Raw genomic sequence first — 26,434 nt, 5'->3', positions numbered from 1 at the left:
GGCCGGGCGGGACCGGATCCATGGCGGAAAGGGGCGCCAGCAGGACCGTCGCCAGCGCCGCCCGGCGCCACCGGTGAGCGTTTCCCCGGAGGGTCGAATGGCAAGTGTGCATGTTTTGAAGTCCTCGGGACAGGGCAAGGCCGCGCCCTGCGGGCTGCGGTCCGTGGGGTCCAGCAAGGATATGTGTCGTTCATTTGAATTGGGTTCCCCTGGAAACCGCGGGACTTCCTGAACAGATGAGGGGGGCGGTTCACGACATGAAGATCCCCATCCATCCCCTGGATCCGATTCATTGTATATTGCGGCCGGGGAAATGCAGGACTGGGCCGGCGAAAGCAGGTAGCCTGCGCGCCTTCTCATTCCTGCACCTGCCCTGCTGATACAGGGATGAACCGGATCCAGGGGAAAGGGCAGGAAAAGGTCTCACCGGTCCTTTCCTTGGGTCTCCCCTAGGGGTTCCGGCTGGTCTTGAAATCCTTTCCCAGCCATCCCCGGGCCAGGATCAGCATGACGGTCGTCAGCATGGAAACCATCCCGAAGATCAGCCACATGGTCCCGGTGCGCCCGGGGCCGCCCTCGGGGCACCAGGTGGCGAGGGCCGTGCCGGCGTAGAAGCTCACCAGCATCTTGGTGAGGAACCAGGGGAACTGCGCCACCCCCATGTAGGCGCCGGTGCGGCCCTCGGGGGCGATCTCCGCGGCGTACTGCAGGAACCGGGGCTGCCACATGGCCTCGCCCACGCTCATCAGGACGATGTAGGCCAAAAGGCCCAGGGCGGTGGGCCCCAGGGCCAGGATGAAGGTGGGGCTGGCCATGACGGCGGTGCCCAGGATCATCATGGTGTAGACCTTCACGCGGGTGGTGAGCGCGGCCACCACGGGGCAGAGCACGAAGACCAGGAGGGTGTTCAGGCTGCTGGCGGCCTCGAAGTGGGTGCCCACCCAGGTGCCCGCGAAGGCCCGGCTCACGTACGGTGCGAAGAGCAGCCAGTTGTAGGCGAACAGCGTCTGCACGGGGATCAGGCAGAAGATGAAGAAGGAGAATTTCGGATCGGCCAGGGGGTGGTTGCGCAGCCAGTGCATGAGCCCGCCCGAGGGCGCGGCGTCCGCGGGGGCCGGGGGCGCCTCCTGGGCCGCGAGGCCCGCGGCCAGGGCCTCCCTCTCGGTCTTCCGGCTCAGGAGGAGCATCAGGGCCGCCAGGCTCACGAGGGTGACGGCCGAGTAGAAGACGAAGGCGCCCCGGATGCCCCAGTGGGTGCGCACGGGCGTCATGAAGGTGGGCAGCCACCCGCCCAGGTTCATCACCGCATAGAGCATGGCGTAGCCCATGCCCGCGGTGGCCGGGGTGGTGAACTTGCGGATGGCCGCGTAGCCCGCGGGGTAGCACATGCCGTAGCCCGTCATGACGAACGTGATGGCCAGGGCTCCCGTCAGGGCGAAGGGCGTCAGGAAGCCGCCGCCCCGCAGGCCCAGGTAGGGCGCCAGGGCCAGCAGCGCGCGTCCGGCGAACATGATGCAGAGCGAGATGATGAAGGTCCTGCGCAGGCCCCAGGCGTCGGCGCGGCCCCCGAAGAAGAGCATGGAGATGGTGATGCCCCAGGTGAGGAAGCCCACCATGAGCCCCGCCTTGGGATCCGACAGGCCGCCGTACTGGTTGAAGTACATGTGGAGGTAGATGACCATCCCGAAGTAGACGAACCCCTCGAGGAAGCTCAGCAGGTTCACGGCCCACAGGGCCCTGGGCGCGTGCACCAGGTCGATGAAAGGCTGGACGATCTGGTTCAGGGGGGACTGTTCCACAGGGGGCGTGGCCACGGGCATCTCCGGACAAGGGGGTAGGGAACTGTACCACGCCGGAGAGTTGCGAATTCGACTGCCGGTGAGTCTCAGTCTGGTCTAGACTTGCCCCAGGAGTGCCCATGAAGCTGGTGACCTTTCTGCACAACGGACAGGAGCGCATCGGCGCCGTCACCGGCGGCGGGCGCATCCTCGACTTCCATGCGGGCGACAAGCGCCTGGCCGTGGACATGCTCACCCTCATCCGGAGGCAGGACACCCTCATGCCCCTGGCCCGGGCCCTGGCGGCCAAGGCCCCTGGCGCCGCCTTCCTGGACGCGGGGCAGGTGACGCTCCTGGCCCCCGTGCCCAGGCCCGTGTCCATGCGGGACGGCTACGCCTTCCGCCAGCACGTGGCCACCGCCCGGCGCAACCGCGGGCTGGAGATGATCCCCGAGTTCGACCACTTCCCCGTCACCTACTTCACGAACCACCAGGCGGTGACGGGCCCCGGCCCCGTGGAGGTGCTGGAGCACCACCTCAACCGCCTGGACTACGAGCTGGAGGTGGCCGTGGTCACCGGCCGCCCCCTGAAGAACGCCACCCTGGCCGAGGCCGACGAGGCCATCTTCGGCTTCATGGTCATGAACGACTGGAGCGCCCGCCACCTCCAGATGGAGGAGATGAAGCTCAGCCTGGGCCCCTGCAAGGGCAAGGACTTCGCCACGAGCCTGGGGCCCTGGCTGGTGACCTGCGACGAGCTTCCCCTGGAGCCCAGCCCCCAGGGACGGGTGCTCCGCGCGCGCATGACCGCCTCGGTGAACGGCCGCCTCCTGAGCGACGGCGAGGCCTCCTCCATGAACTGGACCTTCGCGCAGATCCTCCAGCGCACCTCCTACGGCGTGCAGGTGAACCCCGGCGAGGTGGTGGGCAGCGGCACCGTGGGCACCGGCTGCCTCCTGGAGCTCAACGGCTCCAAGGTCACCGAGGACCTGTGGCTGAAGGACGGGGATTTCGTGGTGCTGGAGGTCCAGGGCCTGGGCCGCCTGGAGAACAGCGTGGCCCGGGCCGAGGGCATCGCCCTCCCGCCCGAACTGGTGGCCATGGGGCCCCGGAGTCCGCTGCCGTGAAGACGATCCTGCCGGCGGACCTGGACCCCGCCGCCACCAACGCCCTGCTCACGGGCGGCGTGGGCCCCCGTCCCATCGCCCTGGCCAGCACCGTCTCGGCGAGGGGGGAGAGGAACCTTGCGCCCTTCAGCTTCTTCAACGCCTTCGGGAGCAACCCGCCCATGGTGGCCTTTGCCCCCAACCGCAGGGCCCGGGACGGGACGGTCAAGGACACCTACCTCAACGCCACTTCCACCCGCGAATTCGTCATCGCGGCCGTGAGCTTCGCCATGCTCCAGCAGGTGAACGTGGCCAGCGCCGAGTACCCCGGGGACGTGGACGAGTTCGTGAAGTCCGGCCTCACGCCCCTTCCGGCGCGGTTCGTGGCGCCGGCGCTGGTGGGCGAGTCGCCCTTCCAGATGGAATGCCGCCTGCACCGGGAGGTGGAACTGGGCTCGGGCCCCGGGTCGGGCCTGATGCTCATCGGCGAGGTCCTGGCCTTCCACGTGCGGGAGGACTGCCTGGACCTGCATCCGGACCGCCTGGACCTCGTAGGACGCAATGGCGGGGCCTTCTACACCCGGGCCTCAGGCCACGCGATCCTCCAGGTGGCCAAGCCCACGGGCCGCCCCATCGGCTACGACGCCCTGCCGGAGGCCCTGAAGCGCAGCCGGATCCTCACCGGCAACGACCTGGGGCGCCTGGCCAACTCCGCGGAGCTGCCCGACCCCGCCCAGGCCCCTGCCGTCCGGGACGACCCCGGGGATGCGGAGGGGTTGGAGCGGGCGATCCACGTGGCGCTGCAGCGCGAGGACCTCGCCGAGGCCTGGCGGCTCGCCGGGCGGCGGTCGATGCTTTAGATTCCCGTCAGGAACTGCTTGGCCTGCTGCCCCTGGGGGCTCTCCGGAGCGATCTCGACGATCTTCGCCCAGATCTTCCTCGCGGCGGCCTTGTCGTTGAGGTTCGTGGCGTACACGATGCCCATGTTCAGCATGCTGGGCAGGTGGTTGGGATCGAGCTTCCCGGCCTGCTTGAAGTTGGCCAGGGCCTTGTCGTAGGCCTTCAGCTCGCGGTACATGACGCCCTGGTCCGTGAGGATGTCGGGGGCCTTGGGGTTCTTGGGGTCGAGCGCCAGGGCCTTGGCGTAGGCGTCCACGCTGAGCTGGGGCTGGTGGGTGTCGAAATAGTCGTTGCCCAGCAGCACCAGGGCGTCGAAGTCCTTGGGGTTCTTTTCCAGGGCGGACTTGGTGGCGGCGATGCGGGCGAAGGCGTCCACCTGGCCCATGCCCATGGGGGGCATGCCGGCGGGGGGGGCGGCCGCGGCGGGCGGAGCCGGGGGGTGGTTGTGGCCGCTGGTGGTGGTGAAATAGACGCCCGTCCCGTAGCCCAGCAGGAAGCCTGCCACGAGCCCGGTCCCAAGACCGATCAGGATGTTACGGTTCTCCACGATGCCTCCAACCCGACAGAAATGAACGGATCGGAATTCTCTCATGAAGCGGTGGAACCTGCGAGCGGGTCCTATTTCCAGCTGGACCAGTAGGCCTCGTTCTCCACGGCGGCCGCCGCGGGCGTGGCTTCCAGGGGGTGGTAGGCGTCCACCATGACGGCCACTTCGTCCGTCCGGTCTTTCAGGCGGGAGGCGGGGATGGCCTTGGGGTGGGGGCCGTGGTGGATGCCCTGGGGATGCCAGGTGACCATCCCGGGACCGATCCCCTCCCGGCTGAAGAAGTTGCCGTCGGAGTAGAACAGGACCTCGTCGTAGTCGATGTTCGAGTGGTAGAAGGGCACCCGCATGGCCCCGGGCTCCTCCTCGAAGGGGCGGGGCAGGAAGGTGCAGATGACGAAGTTCCGCCCCAGGAAGGTGCTGTGGGCGCTGGGGGGGAGGTGGTAGCGGGGGCTCACCACCGGGCGGATGTCCTTGACGTTGATCCGCCACACCGTGAGGTCGCCCTTCCAGCCCACCACGTCGTTGGGATTGAAAGGGTAGTAGACGCGGGTGATGACGTTGCGGCGCTTGATGTGCACGGCCCACTCCCTTTCGGGTTCGGCGGGGGGCTCCAGCTCCGGCGTGTCGATCATGGCGGGATCGAAGATGGCGTTGGGACCCAGCTGGTTGCGGTCCGGGATGGTGATCTCCCCGGCGCTCTCGATGAGCAGGTAGGCCTGGGGCCCGGCCGAAGGCAGGAACCGGTAGGTCGTGCCCCGGGGCAGCACCAGGTAGTCGCCCCGGGCGTAGTCCAGCACCCCGAAGGTGGTCTCCAGGCGTCCGCCGCCCGCGTGGATGTAGTAGACGTCGTCCCCGTCGGCGTTGCGGTAGAAGAAATCCATGGTCCCGGCGGCCACCCAGTGCAGGGCCACGTCCTCGTTGCGCAGGAAGCACACCGGCTCGAAGGGGCCCGCGGGAGGGAGCCTGTTCAGGTCGTAGCTGCGGGGCCGCAGGGGCCCCTCGATGCGGGTCCAGGCGGTGGTGGGGTGGGTCCTGTATAAATGACTCGTGCGCCCGAAGAAGCCCTGCCGGGCGAACTCCTCCTCGAAGGTGCCCTCGGGCAGGTCCACGTGCGCCTGGCGGGTGATCCGGCCCTTGCGCAGGGGAAAGAGGCTGGATTCATTGGTCAATTTCATGGTTTCACCTGGGTGGGGGGGAATCGGACCCCAGAAGTGTAGCGCCGAAAAAACTCCGCGGCGAACCTGTCTCAATCTCTGCGCGGGCTGCTATGATCCTGGGTTCCTCCGAACGGAGTCATGAATGCCCAAGACCAGTTTCGCCCTTTCCACCCCCACGGGCCGGGCCGCCACGAACCCCCTGGGGATCGAGCGCATCGACCACTTCCAGATGACCGGGGTCCTGGACCGGCTCGAACCCCTCTACCGGCGCCTGGGCTTTTCACGGGTGGCCTCCGGCAAGGCCCCCTGGGGCCGGCTCGTGCACCTGCGCCAGAACCGCATGGACGTGCTCATCCTGGAGGCCGACGACACCCACTGGGCCGGACGCTATTTCCACACCCACGGCGAGGGCGTCTGCGCCCTGAACTTCCAGGTGGCCGACCTGGACCGCGCCCTGGCCACGGCCCGCCACAACGGCGCCAAGGTCATGCTCGAGCCCGAGACCCACCACCACGGCGGCGGCACCCTGCGCTTCGCGGCCATCAAGGGCGTGGGCGACGTGCTGAACTACCTGGTGGAGCGCTCCGGGGACGTGGAGCCCTTCTGGCCCTTCCTCCACCCCGATCCGGGCCTGCCCCTCTGTGAACCCGGCCTGGTGCGCGTGGACCACCTCACCAACAACGTCGGCCCGGGCGAGCTGGAGCCGCTGGTGGACTTCTACGAGCGGGTCTTCGGGTTCGCCGTGACGCGCACATTCAACATCCGCGGGCACCTGGGCACCGGGCTCAACTCGAAGGTCGTCCAGAGCGCCAACGGCCGGGTCATCATCCCCATCAACGAGCCCACCGACGGGAAGAGCCAGATCCAGGAGTTCGTCAACCGCCACCATGGCCAGGGCGTCCAGCACATCGCCATGTCCACCAACAACATCCAGGAGACCCTGGCCGTGCTCAGGGCCCAGGGCTTCCAGTTCCTCGCCGTTCCGCGCACCTACTACGAGCTCCTGCCCGGGCGCATCGAGAAGGGCGGCTACAAGGTCACCGAGGACCTCGGGGCCATCGAGGCCCTGGGCATCCAGATCGACGGCGACGCCTCCGGCTACCTGCTGCAGATCTTCAGCGAGGACCAGATCGGGCCGCTGTTCTTCGAGATCATCCAGCGCAGGGGGAACATGGGCTTCGGGGAAGGGAACTTCCAGGCCCTGTACGATTCCATCGAGCTGGACCAGCGGCGCCGCGGAGTGCTCTGAGCCCTACTTCCCAGGCTCTCCGCGGCGGGGCGGCGGGGGGCCGCCCAGGTCCTCCATCAGGGACCTCCGTGCTTCCATCTCCTTGCGCATGTTCTCGCGGATGCGGCGGGCCTTGGCCCGCTGTTCCGGGGTCAGGATGGCGTCGAGCTCCACGGCCAGGGCGTGGCGGTCCAGGAGCTCCCGGAGCCGGGCCTCGCCGGCGGCCGCGTGCAGGGCGCGCAGCTGCGCCTCGGTGGCGGCGGGGTCCTCGGCGGCGGCGCGCAGGGCCTCCTCGGCGTCGCGCCCGGCCCTGGGGGGCTTCTGACGCCTGTCCAGGACGGCCTTGACCGCCTTCTCCTGGCCGGGGGTGAGACCCAGGTTCCTGAACATCATCCCGGGGCCGGGGCGCCCCATGCCTTCGCCGCCGTGGAAGTCCTCCATGGGGCCCTGCGGCGGGGGCTGCTGGGCGCAGAGTCCGCCCGCGAGGGCGAGGGTCAGAAGGGTGGTGCGGATCATGGTGCCTCCTCCCATTCAAGGTGCGTCCCTGGAGCCGCCAGGTCACGCGTTCGCGGCCAATGGCGCGGGTCTGCCGCCCTGCGTCCCCGGTGCGCCGCCGGACGGGTCAGAGCCCCAGCCTTTCGCGCAGCCGCGGCGCGCCGCCCCGGCTCGCCTCGAGCTCCCCGCCCCCCGCCAGGCGGATGATGGCCCGCCCTCCCGAGGAGGGGCGCAGGCCGATGACGGCCTCGGGGCGCACCAGCAGGTGGCGGTGGATGCGCAGCATGCCCGCCGACGGGAAGGCCGCCTCCACCTCCCCCAGGCTCGTCCACTGGGTGCGCATGCGGGCGCCGGCATGGGCGTAGACCACCTCGTTGTCCACCTCGAAGTGGGTGGTCTTGCCCAGGTCCACCAGCACGATGCCCTCCCCGGCCTGCACCGGGTAGCGCAGGGGGCCGTGGTGCGGGACGGGGGAGGCCAGGGCGTGCACTTCGGAGCCCTTGCGGGCCTCGATGCGCTTCAGGGCCCGCTCCAGGCGCGAGGCGGTGATGGGCTTCAGGAGGTAGTCGGTGGCCTCGGAATCGAAGGCCTCCACGGCGTGCTCCGGGAAGGCGGTGGTGAGCACCGCGGGGATGCGACCCTCCACGGACCTGAGGATGGCCAGGCCGTCCAGGTTGGGCATGTGGATGTCCAGGAACAGGGCGTCCACGTCCTGGGGGCGCTTCAGCCACTGGGCGAGGCCCCCGCCCTCCGCGAACGTGGCCACCACTTCGCAGCCCGCCTCCTGGAGGAGCCGCACCAGGCGCTTGCTGCTCAGCGCCTCGTCCTCCGCCACGACCACACGCAGTCTGCTCATGCCTTCTCCCTCCACCGGACTTCCGCCACGGTCCATTGTTCGTCCTGGGCAAGGGTGAAGGCGCCGGCGCCCTCCATCCACAGTTCGAGCCGGGCCTCCAGGTTGGCCAGGCCCACGCCCTTGCGGGGCTCCGCGCCCAGGGCCATGCCGGTGTTGGCCACGCTCAGCGCCACGGACCCGCCCTCCCGGGCGCAGGAGATCCGCAGGTCCCCGCCCGCCTCGCAGGGGCTGATGCCGTGCTTGATGGCGTTCTCCACCAGGGGCTGGAGGAGGAGGGGCGGCAGGATCACCACGTCGGCCCAGGCCGGCCACTCCCATTCGACCCTGAGGCGCTCGCCCAGGCGCATCTCCTCCATGGCCAGGTAGGCCTCCACCAGGAGGCGCTCCTTCATGAGCGGCACGAAGTCGGCCTCGGAGTGATGGGTGAGCATGCGGTACAGGTCCGCGAGGCGCGCGATCATCTCCTCCGCCGCCAGGGGGTCCTCGTGCACCAGTTCGGAAAGGCCGTTGAGGGCGTTGTAGAGGACGTGGGGCTCGAGCTGGTTCTGGAGGGCCCGGGACCTCGACTGGCGCAGCAGGCCGGCCATGCTGCGTTCCCGGGCCTCGGTGGCCTCCTTGTCGGCGAAGACCCAGCCGAAGACCAGGGCGAAGGAGACGTTCACCAGGGCCAGGCCGACGATGGGCGAGGTCCTGCGCTCCCTGCCGGGCCCGCCGTGTTCCGGGGGCGGCCCCTCCGGGCCGGTCATGGGGGGAGGCTCGCGGAAGTCCCGGGGCCGCCGCGGGCCCGCCACCTGGGGGACGCTCAGGATGAGGGTCACCCAGAGGACGTTGAAGAGGAGGGACTGCACGATGCCCCGCCCCAGCCCGGTCATGGGCGCGTCGTCGCCGGTCCACTGCCAGGGCAGGGGGGCCAAGGCCAGGTGCCCCAGGAGCAGGACGAAGGGGAAGACGATCTCGGACACCGAGACCCCCGGCGGGCCGAGGGTGAAGCGGAACAGGCAGAACATTCCCCCGACCAGGAGGATGATGGCCAGGTTGGCGCGGCTGGAGACGCGCTTGAGGATGGTCGGGGTGATCAGTTCCTGCCGCATGGGTTTCCCTGGATTCGGGGCGATGGCACAGCATCCATGAAAACAGCGTATCGGGCAAACCGCTCGGCACGGCCGCCCAACGGCCGATCCGCCCCGCCGGATGTCACCCGGGTCCCGATGGGCGTTCCGGCACGGGGGACCCCCGGCGACCCGGCCGCCGGGAACACCCCTGCGGAAAGTGCCCTGTGTGCGTAAGTGTATATTTATAAGATTTTACCTTTTCAATCCCCCCCTCCCCGCCACGGCCCGCCGAAGACCCGCTTCGTTCGCCCCTCCCTGGGCGCGATCCGGCGGCGCGAACCAGCGATTGGCCGGAAACCCTTTCCCCTGGCTCATTTCCGGCCGAAACGTACTGGCGGGAGGATTGCATCGGGACACAACGGACTGTGTCCGCATCCACCAGGAGGGAACCATGAACATCTCCGCAACCGGGACGTCGAGCCTGTCGGCCCTGTACCTCCAGCAGCTGCTGGGTCTGACGGGGTCGTCCCCGGACGACTCCTCCGACACCGGCACCACCGCCACGGACCTCCTGACCCTCTCCGCCGCCGGCCAGCAGGCCGCGGCCTCCAAGGGCACGGATCCCTTCCAGGCCGACCTGACCTCGCTGGAGTCGAGCATCACGTCCGGGGACCTGGCCTCCGCCAGGAAGGCCTACCAGTCCATGGTGGAGAAGATGCAGAGGAACGGCGAGATCCCCGGCGACTTCGCGGCCATCGGCAAGGCCCTGGAGTCCGGCGACCTCACCGCCGCCTCCACCGCCCTGGAGGGAGTCCAGGCCAAGGCCGCCAAGGGCCCCCAGGGCGGCCCGCCCCCGCAGGGCTCCAACCCGCTCGAGGAGGACATGACGACCCTGGGCACCCTGATCCAGTCCGGGGACCTCAGCTCCGCGAAGACGCTCCTCGCCTCCATCCTCGCCAAGGCGAAGGGCCTGGGCACCGACGATTCCACCACGTCGGCCGCGAGCGCCCTCACCACCGCCCTGGACGCCTCGGACAGCTCCGCGTCCAGCAGCGCCTGGGAGGCCCTGCTGGTTAGGCTCCAGGCCGAGCAGGGCAGCACCGCCGCGTCCTATGCGAAGAGCCTGGAGTCCATGGCCGCTGCGGCCTACACCAGCAACGCCTCGGCATTGGGGTAGCTACTTCGCCCACTCCAGGCTGTCGCGCTTGGCGCGCCAGTGCGCGCCCAGGTCCAGGGCGATCGCCATCTCGCACAGCTCCAGGGCCCCATGGAAATCGGCCCGTTCCGTGCGGGCCTGCACGCCCCGCTCCAGGGCCGTGGTGGCCTCCAGGGCCCGGCGGTAGCCGTGGCCCAGGGCCGGCTCCATCTCGGGGAGGTTCTTCAGGAAACCCTGCAGGGCCTCCTCCACGCCCTCCCAGTCCTGCAGCATGGCCCGCGCCTCCGCCAGGAGATCGTAGGTCACGGCCTTGACGGCGTTGGGCAGGGACTGCTGGCCCTCCAGGGTGCGCGCGAGGTACTTCGCGGCGCCCGCGGGCCCGGTGATCGAGGCCTCCCGGTGGCCTTCCACGAGGTCCTCCAGGACCTCCTTCACGGACTTGTTCACGCGTTCGATGCGCTTGGCCATCAGGACCCCAACAGGATGCGTACGAGGGGGATCACCGCGAGGCTGCAGACGATCCCGGAATAGAAGGAGACGAGGGTGTAGGTCCGCCCGGAGTAGCGCTGCACGAAGGGCAGCATGACGTCCATGGAGGTGGCGCCCCCGATGTGGATGGGCAGGTAGGGCGAGATGCGCGCCGCCAGCGGCGCCGAGAGGATCGCGAAGAGCTCGCGGGTGACGTTGTGGATGAAGGCCAGGAGCGACATCACCACCAGGCCCTTCTGGGCGATCAGGACCGAGGAGAGGGAGTACCACCCCAGGCCGGAGTAGAGCAGCAGCCCCTGGCGCAGCGGCATTCCGCGCAGGAGGCTGAAGAGCGAGCCGCAGCCCAGGGACAGGACGATGTTGAGGAAGGGCATGAGCAGGATGGGCCAAGGCAGGTCCCTCAGCTTCAGCCGGTGGAGGTCGGCGCCCAGGTCGAAGCCGATGACCACGGCCAGGATGCGCAGGAGCCAGTCCGCGACGGCATCCAGGGGCAGGGCCGCGGCGGCCCGGTCCGGCAGGAGCAGGAAGGCCGCGGCCCCCAGGGCGATCCAGGCCACGTTCCAGAGCACCGCGGCCAGCTCGTGGCCGCTCCCGGAGGAGGGTCCCTCGGGGGCGCTCGCGGGCCCGCGCCTCACCTTGGATGCCGCCCAGAACACCAGGAAGAAGACCGCCACCAGCAGGAGGCTGCTCCCCACGGCGGCCGCCAGCACGCCCAGGTCCCGGGCGAAGAGCTCCCGGGAGCGGGCGAGGCGGGTCCCCATGATGAAGAGGAGGGATCCGATGGCGTAGCGCGTGGCCGCCCGGTTGAGAAGAATGGCCTTCTCATTGAGGCGTGAGGCATAGCCGGCCAGCGCGCCCGCGAACAGAAGCAACAGCAGGGCGAGCACGTTCATCCGGCCATCCTATCACCCATGGTACGCTTTCCCCATGAGCGACCTGGCTGCCTACGAACGGGACCCCTACCTCACTGAACTGGACACCGCCGTGCTGCGCGCGGGCGAGGACGGGCGCCCCTTCGCGGTGCTGGCGGACACCGTCCTCTATCCCGAGAGCGGCGGCCAGCCCCCGGACCACGGGACCCTGGGCGCGGCCGAAGTCCTGGACGTGCAGAAGCGCGACGGGGAGGTCCGCCACTACCTCTCGGCACCGGTGGCCCCGGGCCCCGTGAAGGTGCGCCTGGACTGGGGGCGCCGCTTCGACCACATGCAGCAGCACACCGGCCAGCACCTGCTCACCGCCGTGGCCCAGGACCGCTTCGGCTGGGAGACCAAGGCGTTCCACCTGGGGGAGGAGGTCTCTGACATCGAGCTGGGCGTGGCCGCCATCGGCGCCGCGGAGTTGCGCGCCCTGGAGGAGGCCGTGGCCGAAAGCATCCGCGCGGCGCGCCCCGTAACCGCCATGCGCGTGAAACCGGAGGACCTGCCGGGGCTCGGCGTGCGCTCCAGGGGCCTGCCCGAAGGCTTCACGGGCGACGTTCGCCTGGTCACCATCGAGGGAGTGGACACCAACACCTGCGGGGGCACCCACGTGCGCTCCACCGCCGAGCTGGAGGTGGTCAAGCTCCTGGGCACCGAGAGCCTGCGCGGGGGGACCCGCCTGTTCTACGTTGCCGGGGGCCGCGCCCGCCGCCGCTTCGAGGCCCATGAACGCCGCAACGGCACCCTGAGGTCCCTCCTGGGCGCGCCGGACCCGGGGCTCGTTCCGGCCCTGGAAGGCAGACTGGAGCAGACCCGGAACCTGGATCGAAAAGTCCGGGCCCTGGAGGAGGAACTGGCCGACCTGCTGGTCGAGGCCCTGGCCGCCCGCCCGGGTTCCCTGGCCGACCATCATTTCGAGGGACGGGACGCCGCATTCCTCCAGAAAACCGGTCGCCTGCTTGCTGCCGCAGCCCCGCACAAGGCCGTGTTCTTCACGTCCACCCTGGAGGGCCAGCACTACTTCCTGCTCACCGCGGGCGAAGCCTCCCCCCTGGATGTCCCCGCCCGCGGCCGGGAGCTGGCGGCCCTCCTGGAAGGGCGGGGCGGCGGTTCCGGCCGCCTCTTCCAGGGCAAGGCTCCCAGCCTGAAGGCCCGGGCCGCAGGCGCCGGCCTTCTGGGCTGATTGACCTGGTTTGTTCAAGTCATGGTTGAAAAGGGATAGACCGGTCCCTGCATGGGCCTGTTTTTGCCTGTTTTCCGGCATTTTCGCGGCGGCAGGAGCCTCCTGAGGCTGTGAGATAACCGCATGCCTCACGAGGTTTTAACGGCAACATTGCCGCCCGGCGCAAGGGCTTTCATGGCTCTTGTGACCAAGAACACTCCCAGGTCACGATTGAAGGACTGATACTTCCCGCATCTGGTTCCCTGATCAGGTCCCGCAGGGCAATCGGATCATTCACCAAAACATTGATGCGCAAACCGACGCATCCACGAACCATGACCCCCCGTTAGCCGGCCTTTGCCGGCGGGACGGGGAGTGGGAGTAATCATGCATGCAACCTTCTTGGCCGGAGGCCTGTACCGGGGCATCACCCGGCTCCGCTCCGCCTCCATCCTCAGCGCGGCCCTCAGCCTGACCCTTGTGGCGGGCGGACTCGTATCGTGCACCTCCACCCCGGCCGCCCAAAAAACGGCTTCCCTCACCCTCAGCCCGGCCGACGCCACCGTCACAGCCGGCGGCACCCTCGACTTCACTGCCACCGCGGATGGCATGGGCCAGGCGATCACCTGGTTCGTGGACGGGGTCGAAATGGGCAACGCCACCCTGGGCACGCTTGAACTCAAAGGCAGCGCCCTGAAGGTCACCTATGCAGCCCCGGCGGCCGCGGGCACTCACACCGTCAAGGTCGTGGGCGTCGACGCCCTCGGCAACCCCGTGACCCGTTCCAATAAGGTCACCGTCACGGGTTCCGCCACAACCCCGCCCCCGACGACGCCTCCCCCGACGACGCCTCCCCCGACGACGCCTCCCCCGACGACGCCTCCCCCGACGACGCCTCCCCCGACGACGCCTCCCCCGACGACGCCGCCCCCGACGACGCCGCCCCCGACGACGCCTCCTCCGACGACGCCTCCCCCGACGACGCCTCCCCCGACGACGCCTCCACCGACGACGCCGCCCCCGACGACGCCTCCTCCGACAACGCCTACCCCGACGGATCCTCCCCCGACTGGCAGCACCGTCGATCCGGGGCCCCTGGCGGCCTTCCCGGGTTGCGAAGGCATGGGCGGCGGCGCCACCGGCGGGCGCGGCGGCGCGGTCTACACCGTCAACACCCTCGAAGACACCGTCCACGCCAATGTCCCGGCCCAGAACGGCCCCAAGGGGGCGGTGTGCTCCCTGCGCGACGCCATGACGAAGACGGGACCGCGGACCATCGTCTTCTCCGTGGGCGGGACGATCACCCTGCACTCCACCATGTGGCCCGTGCCTCCCGGGCTCACCATCGCGGGCCAGACGGCCCCCGGCGGCGGCATCCAGGTCCGCGGCGACGGCACCTTCGGCACCGGCGGCGCCCTGCTCTGGTACAGCGGCAACACCATCATCCGCTACCTCCGGATCCGTCCGGGCAACGCGCCCGCAAACGCCTCCCAGCAGGGCCTCACGGGTCTGGCCACCAACGACGACCGCAGCGCCGACGTGGTGCTCGACCACAACTCCTTCGAATGGGACGGCAACAAGGCCGCGGCGTTCTGGTCGGCCCAGGGCGTGTTCCGCAGCACCTTCTCCTGGAACCTCGTGGCGGAGTGCATGGCGCCGCACAGCACGGGCCTCCTGGTGGGCGGCGATACCATGGGCCAGGCCAACATGAATGAGGCAAGCTGGGACGGGCACCACAACGTCCTCGCCACCATCGACCACCGCCTGCCCCAGACCTGGCTCAAGTACGGCCGCTGGATCAACAACTACGTGTCCGGCTACGGCTACGCCATGCTGATCCGGGGCGGCACCCAGTTCGACATCATCGGCAACGTCTGGGACGGCATCAACACGGGGCTCCCCGCCAACGCCGCCAAGAACGAGGTCCGCTGGGCCGACACCCCCGCCCACAACGAGAACCAGATCGTCTCCTCCGGCACCGCCCAGATCTACATGAGCAACAACTTCGGCCCCAAGAACCCCCTGGGGTCCTACGACAACTTCTCCACCATGCTCAGGCTCGCCAGCAACGAGAACGGCCAGCTCAACGACGCCCAGGTGGACACGAAGTACAAGGCCTCATCGCCGGTCATCCCCTCCGCCCTCAATGCCTGGCCCATCACCATCACGCCGCTGACCCGCAAGGAGGACCTGAAGGCCCTCCTCGCCCCCAAGGTCGGCGCGAACCGCCGGCTGGCCCCCGACGGCTCCTGGGTCGACAACCGGGATCCGGTCGATTCGCGGATCATCAACTACTTCCTGAACCCGGCCTCCAGCCCCACCTCCCTGGTCACCACCGCAGGTCCCTATCCGTCCCTGGCCGCCGGGACCCCCCCGGTGGACACCGATGGCGACGGCATGCCCGACGTCTGGGAGGACGCCCACGGCCTGGACAAGAACGACGCCTCCGACCGCAACGTCAAGAGGCCCAATGCCAGGGGCTACACGAACCTGGAGCTGTACCTCTCGGGGCTGTATCCCAACGGGACGCCCCTGCCTTAAGCCAACTATCGAACGAGCGGGCCCGGGTGAGCGATCACCCGGGCCCGCCCCGTTCTGCAGGACGTGAAATCCTGGTGATACCCACCGCCCGCCTGGAGGGACGGGATGCCCCGCCCCTTCAGGCGGGCGGCCTCGGATCGTGACCCTCCGGGCTGGTGAATAACCGTGTTGAAAAGTAGGATGCGGGTCCTGGTTCCTGCCGGGTTTTCCTCGTTTTCCGGCGTTTCCGCCGCGGGCAGATGCACCAGGGGATGCATTCCAAGTGGCCTGATGAAAGGCCTTAACGGTCATTTTCTCAACACCTGCAAGGGGTTTCCGGGCTCCTGTGATCGAAAACACTCCCCTGGCTCCATCCTGGGACCTATACTTCCCGCATCTGGTTCTCTGATCATTTTTCAGCAGAGCAATCGGGTCGTTCACCACCTCCAGGATGCGCAAGTCGGCGGCTTGATCTTTCCGATCGGCGCATCCACCAGCCATGACCCCTGGGTCCACCGGCATTCACCGGCGGGATCGGGGGACAGGAGCATCCATGCCTGCAACCCTTTTCGCCGGAGGCCTGTACCGGGGCATCACCCGGTTCCGTTCCGCCTCCATCCTCAGTGCGACCCTCGGCCTGACCCTTGTGGCAGGCGGGTTCGCACCCTGCACCCTCGCCGCGGCCACCGTCACGCCCGCCGTCCTCACCCTCAGTCCGGTCGACGCCACCGTCGCCAGCTCCGGCACCATCGCCTATTCCGGCACCGTCTCCAGCAGCGTGAAACAGAGGATCACCTGGTACGTGGACGGCATCACCATGGGTAACACCTCCGTGGGCACCCTCGCCCTCAACGGCAGCCACCTGAAGGTCCTGTACAAGGCCCCCGCGGCCGCTGGCAAGCACGTCGTCAAGATGCTTGCAACGGATCGCGCAGGCAACCGTGTGAGCCGGTCCAATTACGTTACCGTCCAGGCCGTCGTGGCGGCGCCTGCTCCGGTGCCCGGGGTCCTCAGCCTCAACCCCGCCGCCGCCACGGTCGCGGCCGGAAGCTCCCTCGCCTATACCGCCACCGTGAATAGCAGTATGAGCCAGCCCATCACCTGGTTCGTGGACGGTGTCGAAATGGGCAACGCCACCCTTGGCACGCTCGTGCTCAACGGCAGCACCCTGAAGGTCAACTACGCCGCCCCAGCGGCCTCCGGCACCCACATCGTCAAGGCCGTGGGCACCGACGCAGGCGGTAACCAGGTGACCGGCTCCAGCAGCGTCACCGTCACGGCTTCCTCCCCGACCCCGCCCCCCCCGACCGCCGGCACCGTCGACCCGGGGCCCCTGGCGGCCTTCCCGGGTTGCGAAGGCATGGGCGGCGGCGCCACCGGCGGGCGCGGCGGCGCGGTCTACACCGTCAACACCCTCGAAGACACCGTCCACGCCAATGTCCCGGCCCAGAACGGCCCCAAGGGAGCGGTGTGCTCCCTGCGCGACGCCATGACGAAGACGGGACCGCGGACCATCGTCTTCTCCGTGGGTGGGACGATCACCCTGCACTCCACCATGTGGCCCGTGCCTCCCGGGCTCACCATCGCGGGCCAGACGGCCCCCGGCGGCGGCATCCAGGTCCGCGGCGACGGCACCTTCGGCACCGGCGGCGCCCTGCTCTGGTACAGCGGCAACACCATCATCCGCTACCTCCGGATCCGTCCGGGCAACGCGCCCTTGAACGCCTCCCAGCAGGGCCTCACCGGTCTGGCCACCAACGACGACCGCAGCGCCGACGTGGTGCTCGACCACAACTCCTTCGAATGGGACGGCAACAAGGCCGCGTCCTACTGGTCGGCGCAGGGCGTGTTCCGCAGCACCTTCTCCTGGAACCTCGTGGCCGAGTGCATGGCGCCGCACAGCACGGGCCTCCTGGTGGGCGGCGATACCATGGGCCAGGCCAACATGGATGAGGCAAGCTGGGACGGGCACCACAACGTCCTGGCCACCATCGACCACCGCCTGCCCCAGACCTGGCTCAAGTACGGCCGCTGGATCAACAACTACGTATCCGGCTACGGCTACGCCATGCTGATCCGGGGCGGCACCCAGTTCGACATCATCGGCAACGTCTGGGACGGCATCAACACGGGGCTCCCCGCCAACGCCGCCAAGAACGAGGTCCGCTGGGCCGATACCTCCGCCCACAACGAGAACCAGATCGTCTCCTCCGGCACCGCCCAGATCTACATGAGCAACAACTTCGGCCCCAAGAACCCCCTGGGGTCCTACGACAACTTCTCCACCATGCTCAGGCTCGCCAGCAACGAGAACGGCCAGCTCAACGACGCCCAGGTGGACACGAAGTACAAGGCCTCATCGCCGGTCATCCCCTCCGCCCTCAACGCCTGGCCCATCACCATCACGCCGCTGACCCGCAAGGAGGACCTGAAGGCCCTCCTCGCCCCCAAGGTCGGCGCGAACCGCCGGCTGGCCCCCGACGGCTCCTGGGTCGACAACCGCGATCTGGCCGATGAGCGGATCATCAACTACTTCCTGAACCCGGCCTCCAGTCCCACCTCCCTGGTCACCACCGCAGGTCCCTATCCGTCCCTGGCCGCCGGGACCTCCCCGGTGGACACCGATGGCGACGGCATGCCCGACGTCTGGGAGGACGCCCACGGCCTGGACAAGAACGACGCCTCCGACCGCAATGTCAAGAGGCCCAATGCCAGGGGCTACACGAACCTGGAGCTGTACCTCTCGGGGCTGTATCCCAACGGGACGCCCCTGCCTTAAGCCAACTATCGAACGAGCGGGCTCGGGTGAGCGATCACCCGGGCCCGCCCCGTTGCGCGGGAAGCCAGACGTGCCCTTATGGCTTGAAAATTCTGGCATTTGGCACTATAATCCTCCCATCTGGTCCTCCGATAACGTTGGGCGGAGCGCTCGGATCGCCACCAAACCCCATATCGGTTAAGCTTTTCCCCCGCGGGGCCCGGAGTCCGTCCGGGCCGACGTGGCTGAGCCCTACGGTGGCCTTTCCCTGGGATCCCCCATGGCCGAGGAACCGCTTCTCACCAAGACGATCCAGTGCCCCGCCTGCGAGCAGAAGGTGCCCCTGCGCCTGGCCAATCCCAGGCTGTACACCGTGGCCAGCCGCGAGTCGGACCGCCACGTCACCGCCTACCGCTGGCTCCGGGGCCTCGTCACCGACGTGGTGCCCCATCACCACCGGGTCTGGCAGTGCCCGAGATGCCTCTTCGCGGACCTGGCCGAGCGGGTGGACAAGGATCAGCCGGACGGCAGCCACGACGAGGCCCGGTCCCTCTTCATCGACATCTCCATCGAGAAGCGCGTGGTGCTGGATTCCCTGCGCAAGCTGGTCCCCCAGGGGGACCTGGACGCCCGGGGGGCGGTGGCCATCCACCTGGCCGCCCTCCTCATCGCCCTGTTGCCGGGCAAGCGCATGGACCACGGCAAGCTGGCCCGCCTCGCCATCCGGCTCGGCTGGCTTTACCGCGAGATGGACGGCCCCGCCGCGCCCCCGCCCGAGCCCGAAAGCCGCACCGCCCTGGATCTGGCCGAGGCCACCGAACGGCTGGACCGGCTCCTCAAGGAGGCCGCCGCCGCGCTGGAGGCCATCCAGGGCAAGGGCCGCCTCCGGGGCGCGGAACTGCGCCTGCCCTCCGATGCGAACCCCTACCTCGCCCACGGCGAGCTCATCGAGGTGCGGCTCCGCACGGTCCAGGCCGAGGTGTCCACCCTCCAGATGGCCGTCCTCCAGGACCAGCAGGGGCGCCTGGCGCCGCCCCCCCCGCCCGAGGCGGACCCCGGCGGCACCCTGGCCGCCTCCCTCCAGGGCATCCTCCCCCTCTGGCCCACCCTTCCCAGGAACGAGCGGCAGTGCATGCTCCTGGCCCTGGAGGCCCTGGAATACAGCTACCAGCACGAGCGCGGCAGCGAGAGCGAGGACGAGGGCCTGGCCCAGGTGAACCTCATCCTCGACCTGCTGATCCGCCTGGGCTTCCTGGAGCGGGCCCTGGACTGGACCTCCCAGATCTCCAAGTACGCCACCGACAACGTCGAGGAGCTCCAGAACCGCATCGCCAAGGGCCGGGGCACCAAGAACATGACCGCCTTCGACGAGACCGTGATCAACCGGAAGATCGCCGCCATGGGCCTGACGCGGCAGAAAGCGGGCGAACGTAGGCGGGATGTCCTGGAGCTGATGCTGCTGCGGGACCGGGAGGCGATCGACGCCTCCCTGGCCGCTACGGCGGCCAAGCCTACGACGGAGCGGGTGAAGGCTCTCCTGGACCTGGGCATCCACCAAGGCGTGGTGGCCCTGCTCGGCAAGGAACTGGCCGACAAGGCCAAGGACAACCCGGGCTGGTTCAAGAACCTGTTGAACAAGCCATGAGGCGCCGCCTGTCCATCCTGCTTCTCGCCCTGCCCGCGATCCAGTGCGGCCACGGCGTGGCCGAACGGAACGCCCAGGCCCTGGAGCAGGTCCGGGCCCTGCGCACCACCCTGCACGGGATCAACCGCGACGCTTTCGACCGCTTCACGACCCTCCAGGAATATCCTGAAATCAACCGCGCCTTCGGAACCGAATCCCTGGACCCGGGCACCCCCCTGGGCCTTCACTTCAAGGAGAGCCTGGACCTGATGCTCGACCAGATCCTGCAGAAGCTGGGCAGGGAGGAGCGTGACGGCTACTTCATCGGCAAGGCCGCCAAGGAGGTTCGCCGGTTCGGGATCTGGTGGCGGTACCAGGCCACGATGATCCAGAACCGGGTGGACCACCTGAAGGACTATTTCGAAAAGGAGAAGGACCGGTACACCCCCGCCGGCCAGCAGCGGTTCCTGCTGGGCGTCCAGGTGCTCGAGGAGATCGTCACCGTCCTCCGGGACTACGAGCGGAGCGTCGAGGCCTGCGCCCGGCGCATCGAGGCCCTGGATCTCAAGAAGGGGGGCTGGTGAAGGAGGGGACGGATCAGACCGTCACGGTGTCCGCCACGTCCCGGAAGGACGCGATCTGGTCGAAGTTCATGTACCGGTAGATGTCCTTCGCCTTGGTGTTGACGGTCGCCACCTGGGCCAGGTACTCGTCCAGGGTGGGGATCCGGCCCAGCAGGGCGCACACGGCGGAGAGCTCGGCCGAACCCAGGAACACCTGGGTGTCGATGCCCAGGCGGTTGGGGAAGTTGCGCGTGGACGTGGAGATGGCGGTGGCGCCCTTCCTGACCTGGGCCTGGTTGCCCATGCACAGGGAGCAGCCGGGAGTCTCCATGCGGGCGCCGGTGCGGCCCAGGATGCTGTAGTAGCCCTCCTCCATGAGGACGAACTCGTCCATCTTGGTGGGCGGGGCGATCCACAGGCGGGTGGGGATGTCCGTCTGGCCTTCCAGCACCCGGCCGGCCGCCCGGAAGTGGCCGATGTTGGTCATGCAGGAGCCGATGAAGACCTCGTCGATCTTCGTGCCGGCCACCGCGGACAGCGGCTTCACGTCGTCGGGGTCGTTGGGGCAGGCCAGCAGGGGCTCCGTGATGGCGCTCATGTCGATCTCGATGACGGCGGCGTAGTCCGCGTCCTTGTCGGCCTCGAGCAGCTCGGGCTTCGCGATCCAGGCCTCCATGGCCTTGATGCGGCGCTCCAGGGCGTTGCGGTCCTCGTAGCCGTTGGCGATCATCCACTTCATGAGGGTGACGTTGGAGTTCATGTATTCGAGGATCGGTTCCTTGTCCAGCTTCACGGTGCAGCCGGCCGCGGACCGCTCGGCCGAAGCGTCCGTCAGTTCGAAAGCCTGTTCGATCTTGAGCTTGGGCAGCCCCTCGATCTCCAGGATCCGGCCCGAGAACACGTTCTTCTTGCCCTTCTTCTCCACGGTGAGCAGGCCCAGCTTGATGGCCTCGTACGGGATGGCGTTGACCATGTCCCGCAGGGTGATGCCGGGCTGCATCTCGCCCTTGAAGCGCACCAGCACCGATTCCGGCATGTCCAGGGGCATGACGCCCGTGGCGGCGGCGAAGGCCACCAGGCCCGAACCGGCGGGAAAGGAGATGCCGATGGGGAAGCGGGTGTGGGAGTCGCCGCCGGTGCCCACGGTGTCGGGCATCAGGAGGCGGTTCAGCCAGGTGTGGATGACGCCGTCCCCGGGCCGCAGCGACAGGCCGCCGCGGTTGGTGATGAAGGGCGGGAGCGTGTGGTGCACCTGGATGTCGACGGGCTTGGGGTAGGCGGCGGTGTGGCAGAAGGACTGCATGACCATGTCCGCCGAGAAGCTCAGGCAGGCCAGGTCCTTCAGCTCGTCGCGGGTCATGGGGCCCGTGGTGTCCTGGCTGCCGACGGTGGTCATGTGCGGCTCGCAGTAGGCGCCGGGCCGCACGCCCTCGCCCTCGGGCAGGCCGCAGGCGCGCCCCACCATCTTCTGGGCCAGGGTGAAGCCCTTGGTGGACGCGGGGGGCACGGTGTTGGGACGGAAGAGCGCGGACGCGGGGAGGCCCAGGGCCCTGCGGGCCTTGGCCGTGAGGCCCCGGCCGATGATCAGCGGGATGCGGCCGCCGGCGCGCACTTCGTCGAAGAGCACCTCGGACTTCACCTGGAACTCGGCCACCACCTGGCCGCCCTTGAGGACCTTGCCCTCGTAGGGGCGCAGCTCGACCACGTCGCCGGTGTCCAGGCCGGAGACGTCCAGCTCGATGGGCAGGGCGCCGGAGTCCTCCATGGTGTTGTAGAAGATGGGCGCGATCTTCGAGCCCAGGCACACGCCGCCGAAGCGCTTGTTGGGCACGAAGGGCACGTCGGCCCCCGTCCACCACAGCACGGAGTTGGTGGCCGACTTGCGGCTGGAGCCCGTGCCCACCACGTCGCCCACGTAGGCCACCGGGTGGCCCTTGGCGATGAGCTCCTGCAGGAGCTTCATGGGGCCCAGCCTGCCGGGCTCGTCGGGGACGATGCCGGGGCGCGGGTTCTTGAGCATGGCCAGCGCGTGGAGCGGGATGTCGGGGCGGCTCCAGGCGTCCGGGGCCGGGGAGAGGTCGTCGGTGTTGGTCTCGCCGGTGACCTTGAAGACCGTCACCGTGAGGCTCCGGGGCACTTCCGGCCGGCACGTGAACCATTCGGCCCCGGCCCAGGAGGCCAGCACCGCCTTGGCGTTGGCGCTGCCCGCGTCGGCCTTGGCCTTCACCTGGTCGAAGTAGTCGAAGATGAGCAGGGTCTTCTTGAGCCCCTCGGCGGCGATGGCGCCCACCGCGGGCTCGTCCAGAAGAGCGATGAGGGGGGAGATGTTGAAGCCGCCCAGCATGGTCCCCAGCAGCTCCGTGGCCTTCTCCCGGCTCACCAGGGGGCTCGTCTCCTCGCCCCAGGCGACCTTGGCCAGGAAGTCCGCCTTGACCTGCGCGGCGTCGTCCACGCCCGCGGGGACCCGGTGGATGAGCAACTCAAGCAGGGTGGCTTCCTCGCCCTGCGGGGGCCGCTTTAGGAGGCCCACCAGCTCCAGGGTCTGTTCCGGGGTCAGGGGCAGGGGCGGAATGCCGAGGGTGGCGCGTTCGGCGACGTGGGTACGGTAGGCGGCGAGCATGGGACCTCCGGCTTCAAAGATAGCGCCCAAGTGAAAAAACATCTAATGCTGGCAGCATTGAAGATCTAAAGGTCATTTTATAGCGCCTTCCCCGCCCTCCGGCGGGAGCCGGAAGGCGGGGAAGGTTGCTGGAGGCGGTCTAGAACGACCAGCGGGCCTGCAGCGCCCAGATGTCGATGGCGTTCTTGAAGGTGCCGGAGAGGTTCCCCTTGATGTAGTCCGAGGACAGGGGGTTGGTGCCGCCCTTCAGGTTGACGGTGGAGTCCTTGGCGATGATGTGGGTGTAGCCGAAGTCCATCCCGAAGCCCTTGCTGAACTGGTAGCTCGCGCCGCCGGAGATCCAGGTGCGGTCGGCGTCGGGGATTCGGGGGGTGCGGTAGGTGTCGTCCACGGGGGCCGAATCCACGGCCAGGCCCACCCGGAAGGCCCAGCCGTTGCCGGGGCGGATGGTGGCGCCCGCGGAGACGAAGGTGCTGTCCTTCCAGTTCTCGGCGGTGATGTTGTCGGCCTGGGTGGCGGGGTTGCTGAACTTCAGGCGCAGCTCCTGGAACTTCGACCACTGGGTGCGCTCCACTTCGGCGCTCAAAGTGACGGTGGGCGACACCTGGTAGTTCAGGCCGAAGGTGATCACGGCCGGGAGGTTCAGCTCGGCGGTGACGGGGCCGCTGGCGGTGCCGGCGGTGAAGGCCGCGGCCAGGCCGTCCAGGTAGGGCTTCCTGGCGGCGCCGGGGTTGATCTGGTAGAGCCCGGCCAGGCCCAGGGCGACGGTGGGCGGGATCGAGAAGGTGGCGTCGCCCTTGATGTTCTCCTTGATGGCGGACTGGTAGCCCATGCCCACGCTCAGGGCCTTGGTGGGCTCGAAGAGCAGGCCGGCCTTGAAGCCGTAGCCCCAGGAATCGCCCGTCACCGAGACCTTGCCGTCCGCGGCGCCGGGGTAGACCACGGGGCCGCCGGTGAGCGGGTTGGTGTTGGTGATGCCTGCGGGGGCCAGCTGGGCGACGCCCATGTAGGCCTCGTAGCCGAAGTCCACGGCCTGGCTCAGCTCCGCCTTGGCCTTGCGGGCCACGAAGGAGACGCCGCCGCTCCACTTCTCGTTGAAGCGGTAGGCCACGGTGGGGGTGATGTCCATGGTCTCCAGGTGGCTGCGCAGGGCGTGGTAGCGCCCGATCCAGTTGTCGTCGTACTGGGTGGTGAGCCCGTAGGGCACGTTCACCGAGAAGCCCACCTTCAGGTCGGGGCGCAGGGACCACATGGCGTAGATCGTGGGCGTGACCGCGCTCAGGGCGGCGTTGCCCGTGGAGGCGGAACCGGTGATCGCGCTGAAGGGCGAGGCGGCGGGGATCGCGGCCCTGCTGGCGGCGCCGTTGCTGAACTTGGTGGAGGGCAGGATGTTGGTGAAGCCCACCTGGATCTGGGTGCCTTCGAAGCGGTTGAGCACGGCGGGATTGAAGAACATGCCGCTGATGTCGGTGCTGCCGGCGCTGATGCCGGCGTAGGACAGGCCCTGGCCGCTGGCACCCTGTTCCCTCAGCTGGAATCCGGAGGCCATGGCGTGGGGCGCGGCCGCCACGAGCAGGAGGGCCACCGCTGAAGCGGACAGAGAAACGCGGGAATTGTTGGACATGCTTGATGCTCCTTGGTCATTGCTGCGCGGTTTCACGCTTTTTGCCGAACTGGCATGCAGAGTCGTCAACCTTATCAAACCGGAAGGAGCGGGGCGCCTTTTTAATCCATTTGGAACGCAACTTAAATGACCCCGGGTCAGTATCATCAAAGGCGAGGTTCCGATGCGGCGTGCCTACCGACCTGAAGAGAAGGAGCTCCGGCGCAAGGCCATCCTTGCCGCCGCGGCCCAGCTGTTCAGCGTCTGCCGCTACCAGGACCTGCGCATGGCCGATCTGGCCCGGCGCCTGGGCATGGGCAAGGGCACGCTCTACCTCTACTTCCCCACCAAGGAGTCGCTCTTCCTGGCGGTGCTCAAGGCGGAGATGGGCGGGTGGTTCCAGGGCGCGGCGCTGCGCCTGGAGGCCACGCCCCGCGGCGAGGATCCCGAGCGGGTCGCCGCGGGCCTCGTGCGCGAGCTCCTGGACCGGCCCCTGCTGCCCAGCCTCCAGGCCCTGGTCCACGGCGTCCTCGAGCAGAACGTGCCCCGGGAGGAGGCCCTGGCCTTCGCGAGGTTCCTCCAGGACGGCGTGACCCGCGTGGGCGCCAGCCTCGAGCGGGCCATCCCGGACCTGGCTCCGGGCAGGGGAGCCCAGTTCCTGCTGCGCTTCTACGGCCTGGTGGTAGGTTCCCAGCTCATGTCAGGGCGGCCCCCGTCGGTGGCCGAGGCCCTGGAGGACCCAGGACTCCACGTGTTCGACTTCACCTTCGAGGGCATCTTCACGGGCGCGGTGGTGGACCTGCTGAAGGGGATGCTGCAGGGGGAGCTTGCGGCGTCGAGCTAGGGAGGTAGGAGAGGGGCACCCGCAGGGGCGCGTCCTGGCCCTTGAACCGGAGCACCAGGAGGGCCCTGGCGACGGACGTGGCCGTGCGGCGGATGGCGAGGGACTGCTCCGGAGCGGCGCCGGGGAGGGGGCCCAGGGTGAAGCCGCCCCCTTCCACCTTCGCGTCCTCGACGAGGAAGGCCTTGCCGTCCCGCGCCTTCAGGAGGAGCTCCTGGGCGGGCGCCGCGGGGTCGAGGAAGACCACGCGGCTGGGGACCGCCTCGACGGGGTGGTGGAGCTTCCAGTCCAGGTAGAGGGTGAAGGCGGGCTGCATGGGTGCGCTCGTCTCCACCTGCAGGGTCTCCAGGCCCAGGGTGGCCCCGGGCGGGACCCGCGCGGGCCGCAGGGTCACCAGAAGCCGCGACGTCGGTGATCCGGGCACAACTTCCGCATCCAGGTAGGGCGCGATCCCGCCCGCGAGGCGCAGGGCGGTGGGCTGGCCCGTCTCGCGGGTGAAGGCGAAGACGGCCTGGGGGCTCTCGTGCGGGGCGACGATGCCCAGGCTCTTGCGCTGCGCGTCGACGGTCAGGTCCGCGCGCACGTCCAGGGCCACCGGGAGACGGTATTCGCCCTGCAGGGGATCGTCGGTGAGGAGCCGCACGTTGCGGGCCTGGGGTCCCACGAATCCCGTGGGGTCCACCGTCAGGGTCAGCCCGAGGCTCTGGCCGGGCGCGAAGGGACCCTCCAGGGCCGGTCCGCGCACCGTGACGCCGGGGGAGAGGTCCCCGAGGCGGAGCGCGATGGGCCGGGCGCTGACGTTGGTGAAGGTGTAGGCGACGGTCCGGGTCTCGCGTGGACCGGTGCTGCCCAGCAGCACGCGGCCCGCGGGCTTCACGTCGAGGCGGGCCGGGGCCTGCGCCGGCAGCGGGGCGGCGAGGGCGATGAGGGAGAGGAGGCGCATGAACATTGGGTTTCCCGGGAAAAGGAAGAGTCGAATGCATCGGGTTCCGAGGCAGTATCACACAACGCGAGGTACTCATCCAGCGTTCTATCTCGTTCATTTACAATTAAATACGTGTA

General features: G+C 68.9%; 21 protein-coding genes. 10 read left to right on the top strand and 11 right to left on the bottom strand.

Translation table 11 applies throughout. From position 1 onward, the window contains the following. Window positions 1-449: 449 nt before the first annotated feature. A complete protein-coding gene (locus ACZ5MC_RS16900; RefSeq protein ID WP_306601646.1) occupies window positions 450-1,814 on the bottom strand; it encodes an MFS transporter in 1,365 nt (454 codons plus the stop codon). Between the two features lie 104 nt (window positions 1,815-1,918). Here ACZ5MC_RS16900 and ACZ5MC_RS16895 point away from each other — a divergent pair, with 104 nt between their 5' ends. Both ACZ5MC_RS16895 and ACZ5MC_RS16890 read left to right on the top strand, forming a co-directional pair. Then, window positions 1,919-2,905 carry a fumarylacetoacetate hydrolase family protein gene (locus ACZ5MC_RS16895; RefSeq protein WP_306601645.1) on the top strand — a complete coding sequence of 329 codons (987 nt, stop codon included), beginning with the start codon at window positions 1,919-1,921 and terminating at the stop codon, window positions 2,903-2,905. Continuing rightward, a complete protein-coding gene (locus ACZ5MC_RS16890) occupies window positions 2,902-3,744 on the top strand; it encodes a flavin reductase family protein (protein WP_306601643.1) in 843 nt (280 codons plus the stop codon). Before ACZ5MC_RS16895 ends, ACZ5MC_RS16890 begins: the two co-directional genes overlap by 4 nt. Here the strand turns inward: ACZ5MC_RS16890 and ACZ5MC_RS16885 are convergent. Beyond that, window positions 3,741-4,331 carry a tetratricopeptide repeat protein gene (locus ACZ5MC_RS16885; RefSeq protein ID WP_306601642.1) on the bottom strand — a complete coding sequence of 197 codons (591 nt, stop codon included), beginning with the start codon at window positions 4,329-4,331 and terminating at the stop codon, window positions 3,741-3,743. The genes ACZ5MC_RS16890 and ACZ5MC_RS16885 overlap by 4 nt on opposite strands. Window positions 4,332-4,402: 71 nt before the next feature. After that, the gene (locus ACZ5MC_RS16880; RefSeq protein WP_306601641.1) at window positions 4,403-5,506 is read right to left on the bottom strand and encodes a homogentisate 1,2-dioxygenase; all 1,104 of its coding nucleotides are present in this window, start codon (window positions 5,504-5,506) and stop codon (window positions 4,403-4,405) included. A gap of 124 nt (window positions 5,507-5,630) precedes the next feature. Here ACZ5MC_RS16880 and hppD point away from each other — a divergent pair, with 124 nt between their 5' ends. Then, on the top strand, window positions 5,631-6,737 hold the full coding sequence (hppD, locus tag ACZ5MC_RS16875) for a 4-hydroxyphenylpyruvate dioxygenase (RefSeq protein WP_306601640.1): 1,107 nt from the start codon (window positions 5,631-5,633) through the stop codon (window positions 6,735-6,737). A gap of 3 nt (window positions 6,738-6,740) precedes the next feature. On the opposite strand, the gene ACZ5MC_RS16870 is transcribed toward hppD, so the two are convergent. The 3 genes from ACZ5MC_RS16870 to ACZ5MC_RS16860 form a co-directional block, all read right to left on the bottom strand. Next, on the bottom strand, window positions 6,741-7,232 hold the full coding sequence (locus tag ACZ5MC_RS16870; protein WP_306601639.1) for a Spy/CpxP family protein refolding chaperone: 492 nt from the start codon (window positions 7,230-7,232) through the stop codon (window positions 6,741-6,743). Window positions 7,233-7,338: 106 nt separating this feature from the next. Then, a complete protein-coding gene (locus ACZ5MC_RS16865) occupies window positions 7,339-8,067 on the bottom strand; it encodes a LytR/AlgR family response regulator transcription factor (protein ID WP_306601638.1) in 729 nt (242 codons plus the stop codon). Beyond that, the gene (locus ACZ5MC_RS16860; protein WP_306601637.1) at window positions 8,064-9,158 is read right to left on the bottom strand and encodes a sensor histidine kinase; all 1,095 of its coding nucleotides are present in this window, start codon (window positions 9,156-9,158) and stop codon (window positions 8,064-8,066) included. Before ACZ5MC_RS16860 ends, ACZ5MC_RS16865 begins: the two co-directional genes overlap by 4 nt. Window positions 9,159-9,570: 412 nt before the next feature. Between ACZ5MC_RS16860 and ACZ5MC_RS16855 the strand changes: the two genes are divergently transcribed. Continuing rightward, complete coding sequence (locus ACZ5MC_RS16855; RefSeq protein ID WP_464516322.1) at window positions 9,571-10,296, top strand: hypothetical protein; 726 nt, start codon at window positions 9,571-9,573, stop codon at window positions 10,294-10,296. On the opposite strand, the gene ACZ5MC_RS16850 is transcribed toward ACZ5MC_RS16855, so the two are convergent. Continuing rightward, window positions 10,297-10,743, bottom strand: a complete 447-nt coding sequence (locus tag ACZ5MC_RS16850; RefSeq protein ID WP_464516321.1) for a hypothetical protein — start codon at window positions 10,741-10,743, stop codon at window positions 10,297-10,299. It abuts the gene before it with no gap. Further along, a complete protein-coding gene (locus tag ACZ5MC_RS16845; RefSeq protein ID WP_306601634.1) occupies window positions 10,743-11,657 on the bottom strand; it encodes a LysO family transporter in 915 nt (304 codons plus the stop codon). Before ACZ5MC_RS16845 ends, ACZ5MC_RS16850 begins: the two co-directional genes overlap by 1 nt. 34 nt (window positions 11,658-11,691) lie before the next feature. Here ACZ5MC_RS16845 and ACZ5MC_RS16840 point away from each other — a divergent pair, with 34 nt between their 5' ends. The 5 genes from ACZ5MC_RS16840 (at window position 11,692) to ACZ5MC_RS16820 (ending at window position 20,329) form a co-directional block, all read left to right on the top strand. Beyond that, on the top strand, window positions 11,692-12,864 hold the full coding sequence (locus ACZ5MC_RS16840; RefSeq protein WP_306601633.1) for an alanyl-tRNA editing protein: 1,173 nt from the start codon (window positions 11,692-11,694) through the stop codon (window positions 12,862-12,864). Between the two features lie 366 nt (window positions 12,865-13,230). Beyond that, on the top strand, window positions 13,231-15,384 hold the full coding sequence (locus ACZ5MC_RS16835; RefSeq protein WP_306601632.1) for a hypothetical protein: 2,154 nt from the start codon (window positions 13,231-13,233) through the stop codon (window positions 15,382-15,384). A gap of 532 nt (window positions 15,385-15,916) precedes the next feature. Next, window positions 15,917-18,142, top strand: coding sequence for a hypothetical protein (locus ACZ5MC_RS16830; protein WP_306601631.1), 2,226 nt, complete (start codon window positions 15,917-15,919; stop codon window positions 18,140-18,142). A 259-nt stretch (window positions 18,143-18,401) separates the two neighbouring features. Beyond that, window positions 18,402-19,766, top strand: coding sequence for a DUF2225 domain-containing protein (locus ACZ5MC_RS16825; protein ID WP_306601630.1), 1,365 nt, complete (start codon window positions 18,402-18,404; stop codon window positions 19,764-19,766). Beyond that, window positions 19,763-20,329 carry a hypothetical protein gene (locus tag ACZ5MC_RS16820; RefSeq protein ID WP_306601629.1) on the top strand — a complete coding sequence of 189 codons (567 nt, stop codon included), beginning with the start codon at window positions 19,763-19,765 and terminating at the stop codon, window positions 20,327-20,329. Before ACZ5MC_RS16825 ends, ACZ5MC_RS16820 begins: the two co-directional genes overlap by 4 nt. A 13-nt stretch (window positions 20,330-20,342) precedes the next feature. Here ACZ5MC_RS16820 and acnB read toward each other — a convergent pair whose 3' ends face one another. Then, entirely contained in the window at window positions 20,343-22,928 is a 2,586-nt protein-coding gene (acnB, locus tag ACZ5MC_RS16815; RefSeq protein WP_306601628.1) for a bifunctional aconitate hydratase 2/2-methylisocitrate dehydratase, read from the bottom strand. A 139-nt stretch (window positions 22,929-23,067) separates the two neighbouring features. Beyond that, window positions 23,068-24,552 carry an OmpP1/FadL family transporter gene (locus ACZ5MC_RS16810; protein ID WP_306601627.1) on the bottom strand — a complete coding sequence of 495 codons (1,485 nt, stop codon included), beginning with the start codon at window positions 24,550-24,552 and terminating at the stop codon, window positions 23,068-23,070. A gap of 163 nt (window positions 24,553-24,715) precedes the next feature. On the opposite strand from ACZ5MC_RS16810, the gene ACZ5MC_RS16805 reads away from it, so the two are divergent. Continuing rightward, on the top strand, window positions 24,716-25,375 hold the full coding sequence (locus ACZ5MC_RS16805; RefSeq protein WP_306601626.1) for a TetR/AcrR family transcriptional regulator: 660 nt from the start codon (window positions 24,716-24,718) through the stop codon (window positions 25,373-25,375). Here the strand turns inward: ACZ5MC_RS16805 and ACZ5MC_RS16800 are convergent. Then, entirely contained in the window at window positions 25,311-26,321 is a 1,011-nt protein-coding gene (locus ACZ5MC_RS16800) for a hypothetical protein (protein ID WP_464516320.1), read from the bottom strand. The two genes, ACZ5MC_RS16805 and ACZ5MC_RS16800, sit on opposite strands and share 65 nt — an antisense overlap. Between the last annotated feature and the right edge of the window lie 113 nt (window positions 26,322-26,434).

The sequence above is a fragment of the Mesoterricola sp. JemC181 genome (assembly GCF_055384585.1).
This window is presented reverse-complemented; position numbering and strand designations above follow the sequence as displayed.

Coding starts and splice junctions, on each gene's coding strand:
- ACZ5MC_RS16810 (WP_306601627.1), bottom strand. CDS start 24,552: ATGTCCAACAATTCCCGCGTTTCTCTGTCCGCTTCAGCGGTGGCCCTC.
- ACZ5MC_RS16870 (WP_306601639.1), bottom strand. CDS start 7,232: ATGATCCGCACCACCCTTCTGACCCTCGCCCTCGCGGGCGGACTCTGC.
- ACZ5MC_RS16800 (WP_464516320.1), bottom strand. CDS start 26,321: ATGTTCATGCGCCTCCTCTCCCTCATCGCCCTCGCCGCCCCGCTGCCG.
- ACZ5MC_RS16880 (WP_306601641.1), bottom strand. CDS start 5,506: ATGAAATTGACCAATGAATCCAGCCTCTTTCCCCTGCGCAAGGGCCGG.
- ACZ5MC_RS16830 (WP_306601631.1), top strand. CDS start 15,917: ATGCCTGCAACCCTTTTCGCCGGAGGCCTGTACCGGGGCATCACCCGG.
- ACZ5MC_RS16835 (WP_306601632.1), top strand. CDS start 13,231: ATGCATGCAACCTTCTTGGCCGGAGGCCTGTACCGGGGCATCACCCGG.
- acnB (WP_306601628.1), bottom strand. CDS start 22,928: ATGCTCGCCGCCTACCGTACCCACGTCGCCGAACGCGCCACCCTCGGC.
- ACZ5MC_RS16860 (WP_306601637.1), bottom strand. CDS start 9,158: ATGCGGCAGGAACTGATCACCCCGACCATCCTCAAGCGCGTCTCCAGC.
- ACZ5MC_RS16825 (WP_306601630.1), top strand. CDS start 18,402: ATGGCCGAGGAACCGCTTCTCACCAAGACGATCCAGTGCCCCGCCTGC.
- ACZ5MC_RS16850 (WP_464516321.1), bottom strand. CDS start 10,743: ATGGCCAAGCGCATCGAACGCGTGAACAAGTCCGTGAAGGAGGTCCTG.
- ACZ5MC_RS16865 (WP_306601638.1), bottom strand. CDS start 8,067: ATGAGCAGACTGCGTGTGGTCGTGGCGGAGGACGAGGCGCTGAGCAGC.
- ACZ5MC_RS16840 (WP_306601633.1), top strand. CDS start 11,692: ATGAGCGACCTGGCTGCCTACGAACGGGACCCCTACCTCACTGAACTG.
- ACZ5MC_RS16895 (WP_306601645.1), top strand. CDS start 1,919: ATGAAGCTGGTGACCTTTCTGCACAACGGACAGGAGCGCATCGGCGCC.
- ACZ5MC_RS16845 (WP_306601634.1), bottom strand. CDS start 11,657: ATGAACGTGCTCGCCCTGCTGTTGCTTCTGTTCGCGGGCGCGCTGGCC.
- ACZ5MC_RS16855 (WP_464516322.1), top strand. CDS start 9,571: ATGAACATCTCCGCAACCGGGACGTCGAGCCTGTCGGCCCTGTACCTC.
- hppD (WP_306601640.1), top strand. CDS start 5,631: ATGCCCAAGACCAGTTTCGCCCTTTCCACCCCCACGGGCCGGGCCGCC.
- ACZ5MC_RS16820 (WP_306601629.1), top strand. CDS start 19,763: ATGAGGCGCCGCCTGTCCATCCTGCTTCTCGCCCTGCCCGCGATCCAG.
- ACZ5MC_RS16805 (WP_306601626.1), top strand. CDS start 24,716: ATGCGGCGTGCCTACCGACCTGAAGAGAAGGAGCTCCGGCGCAAGGCC.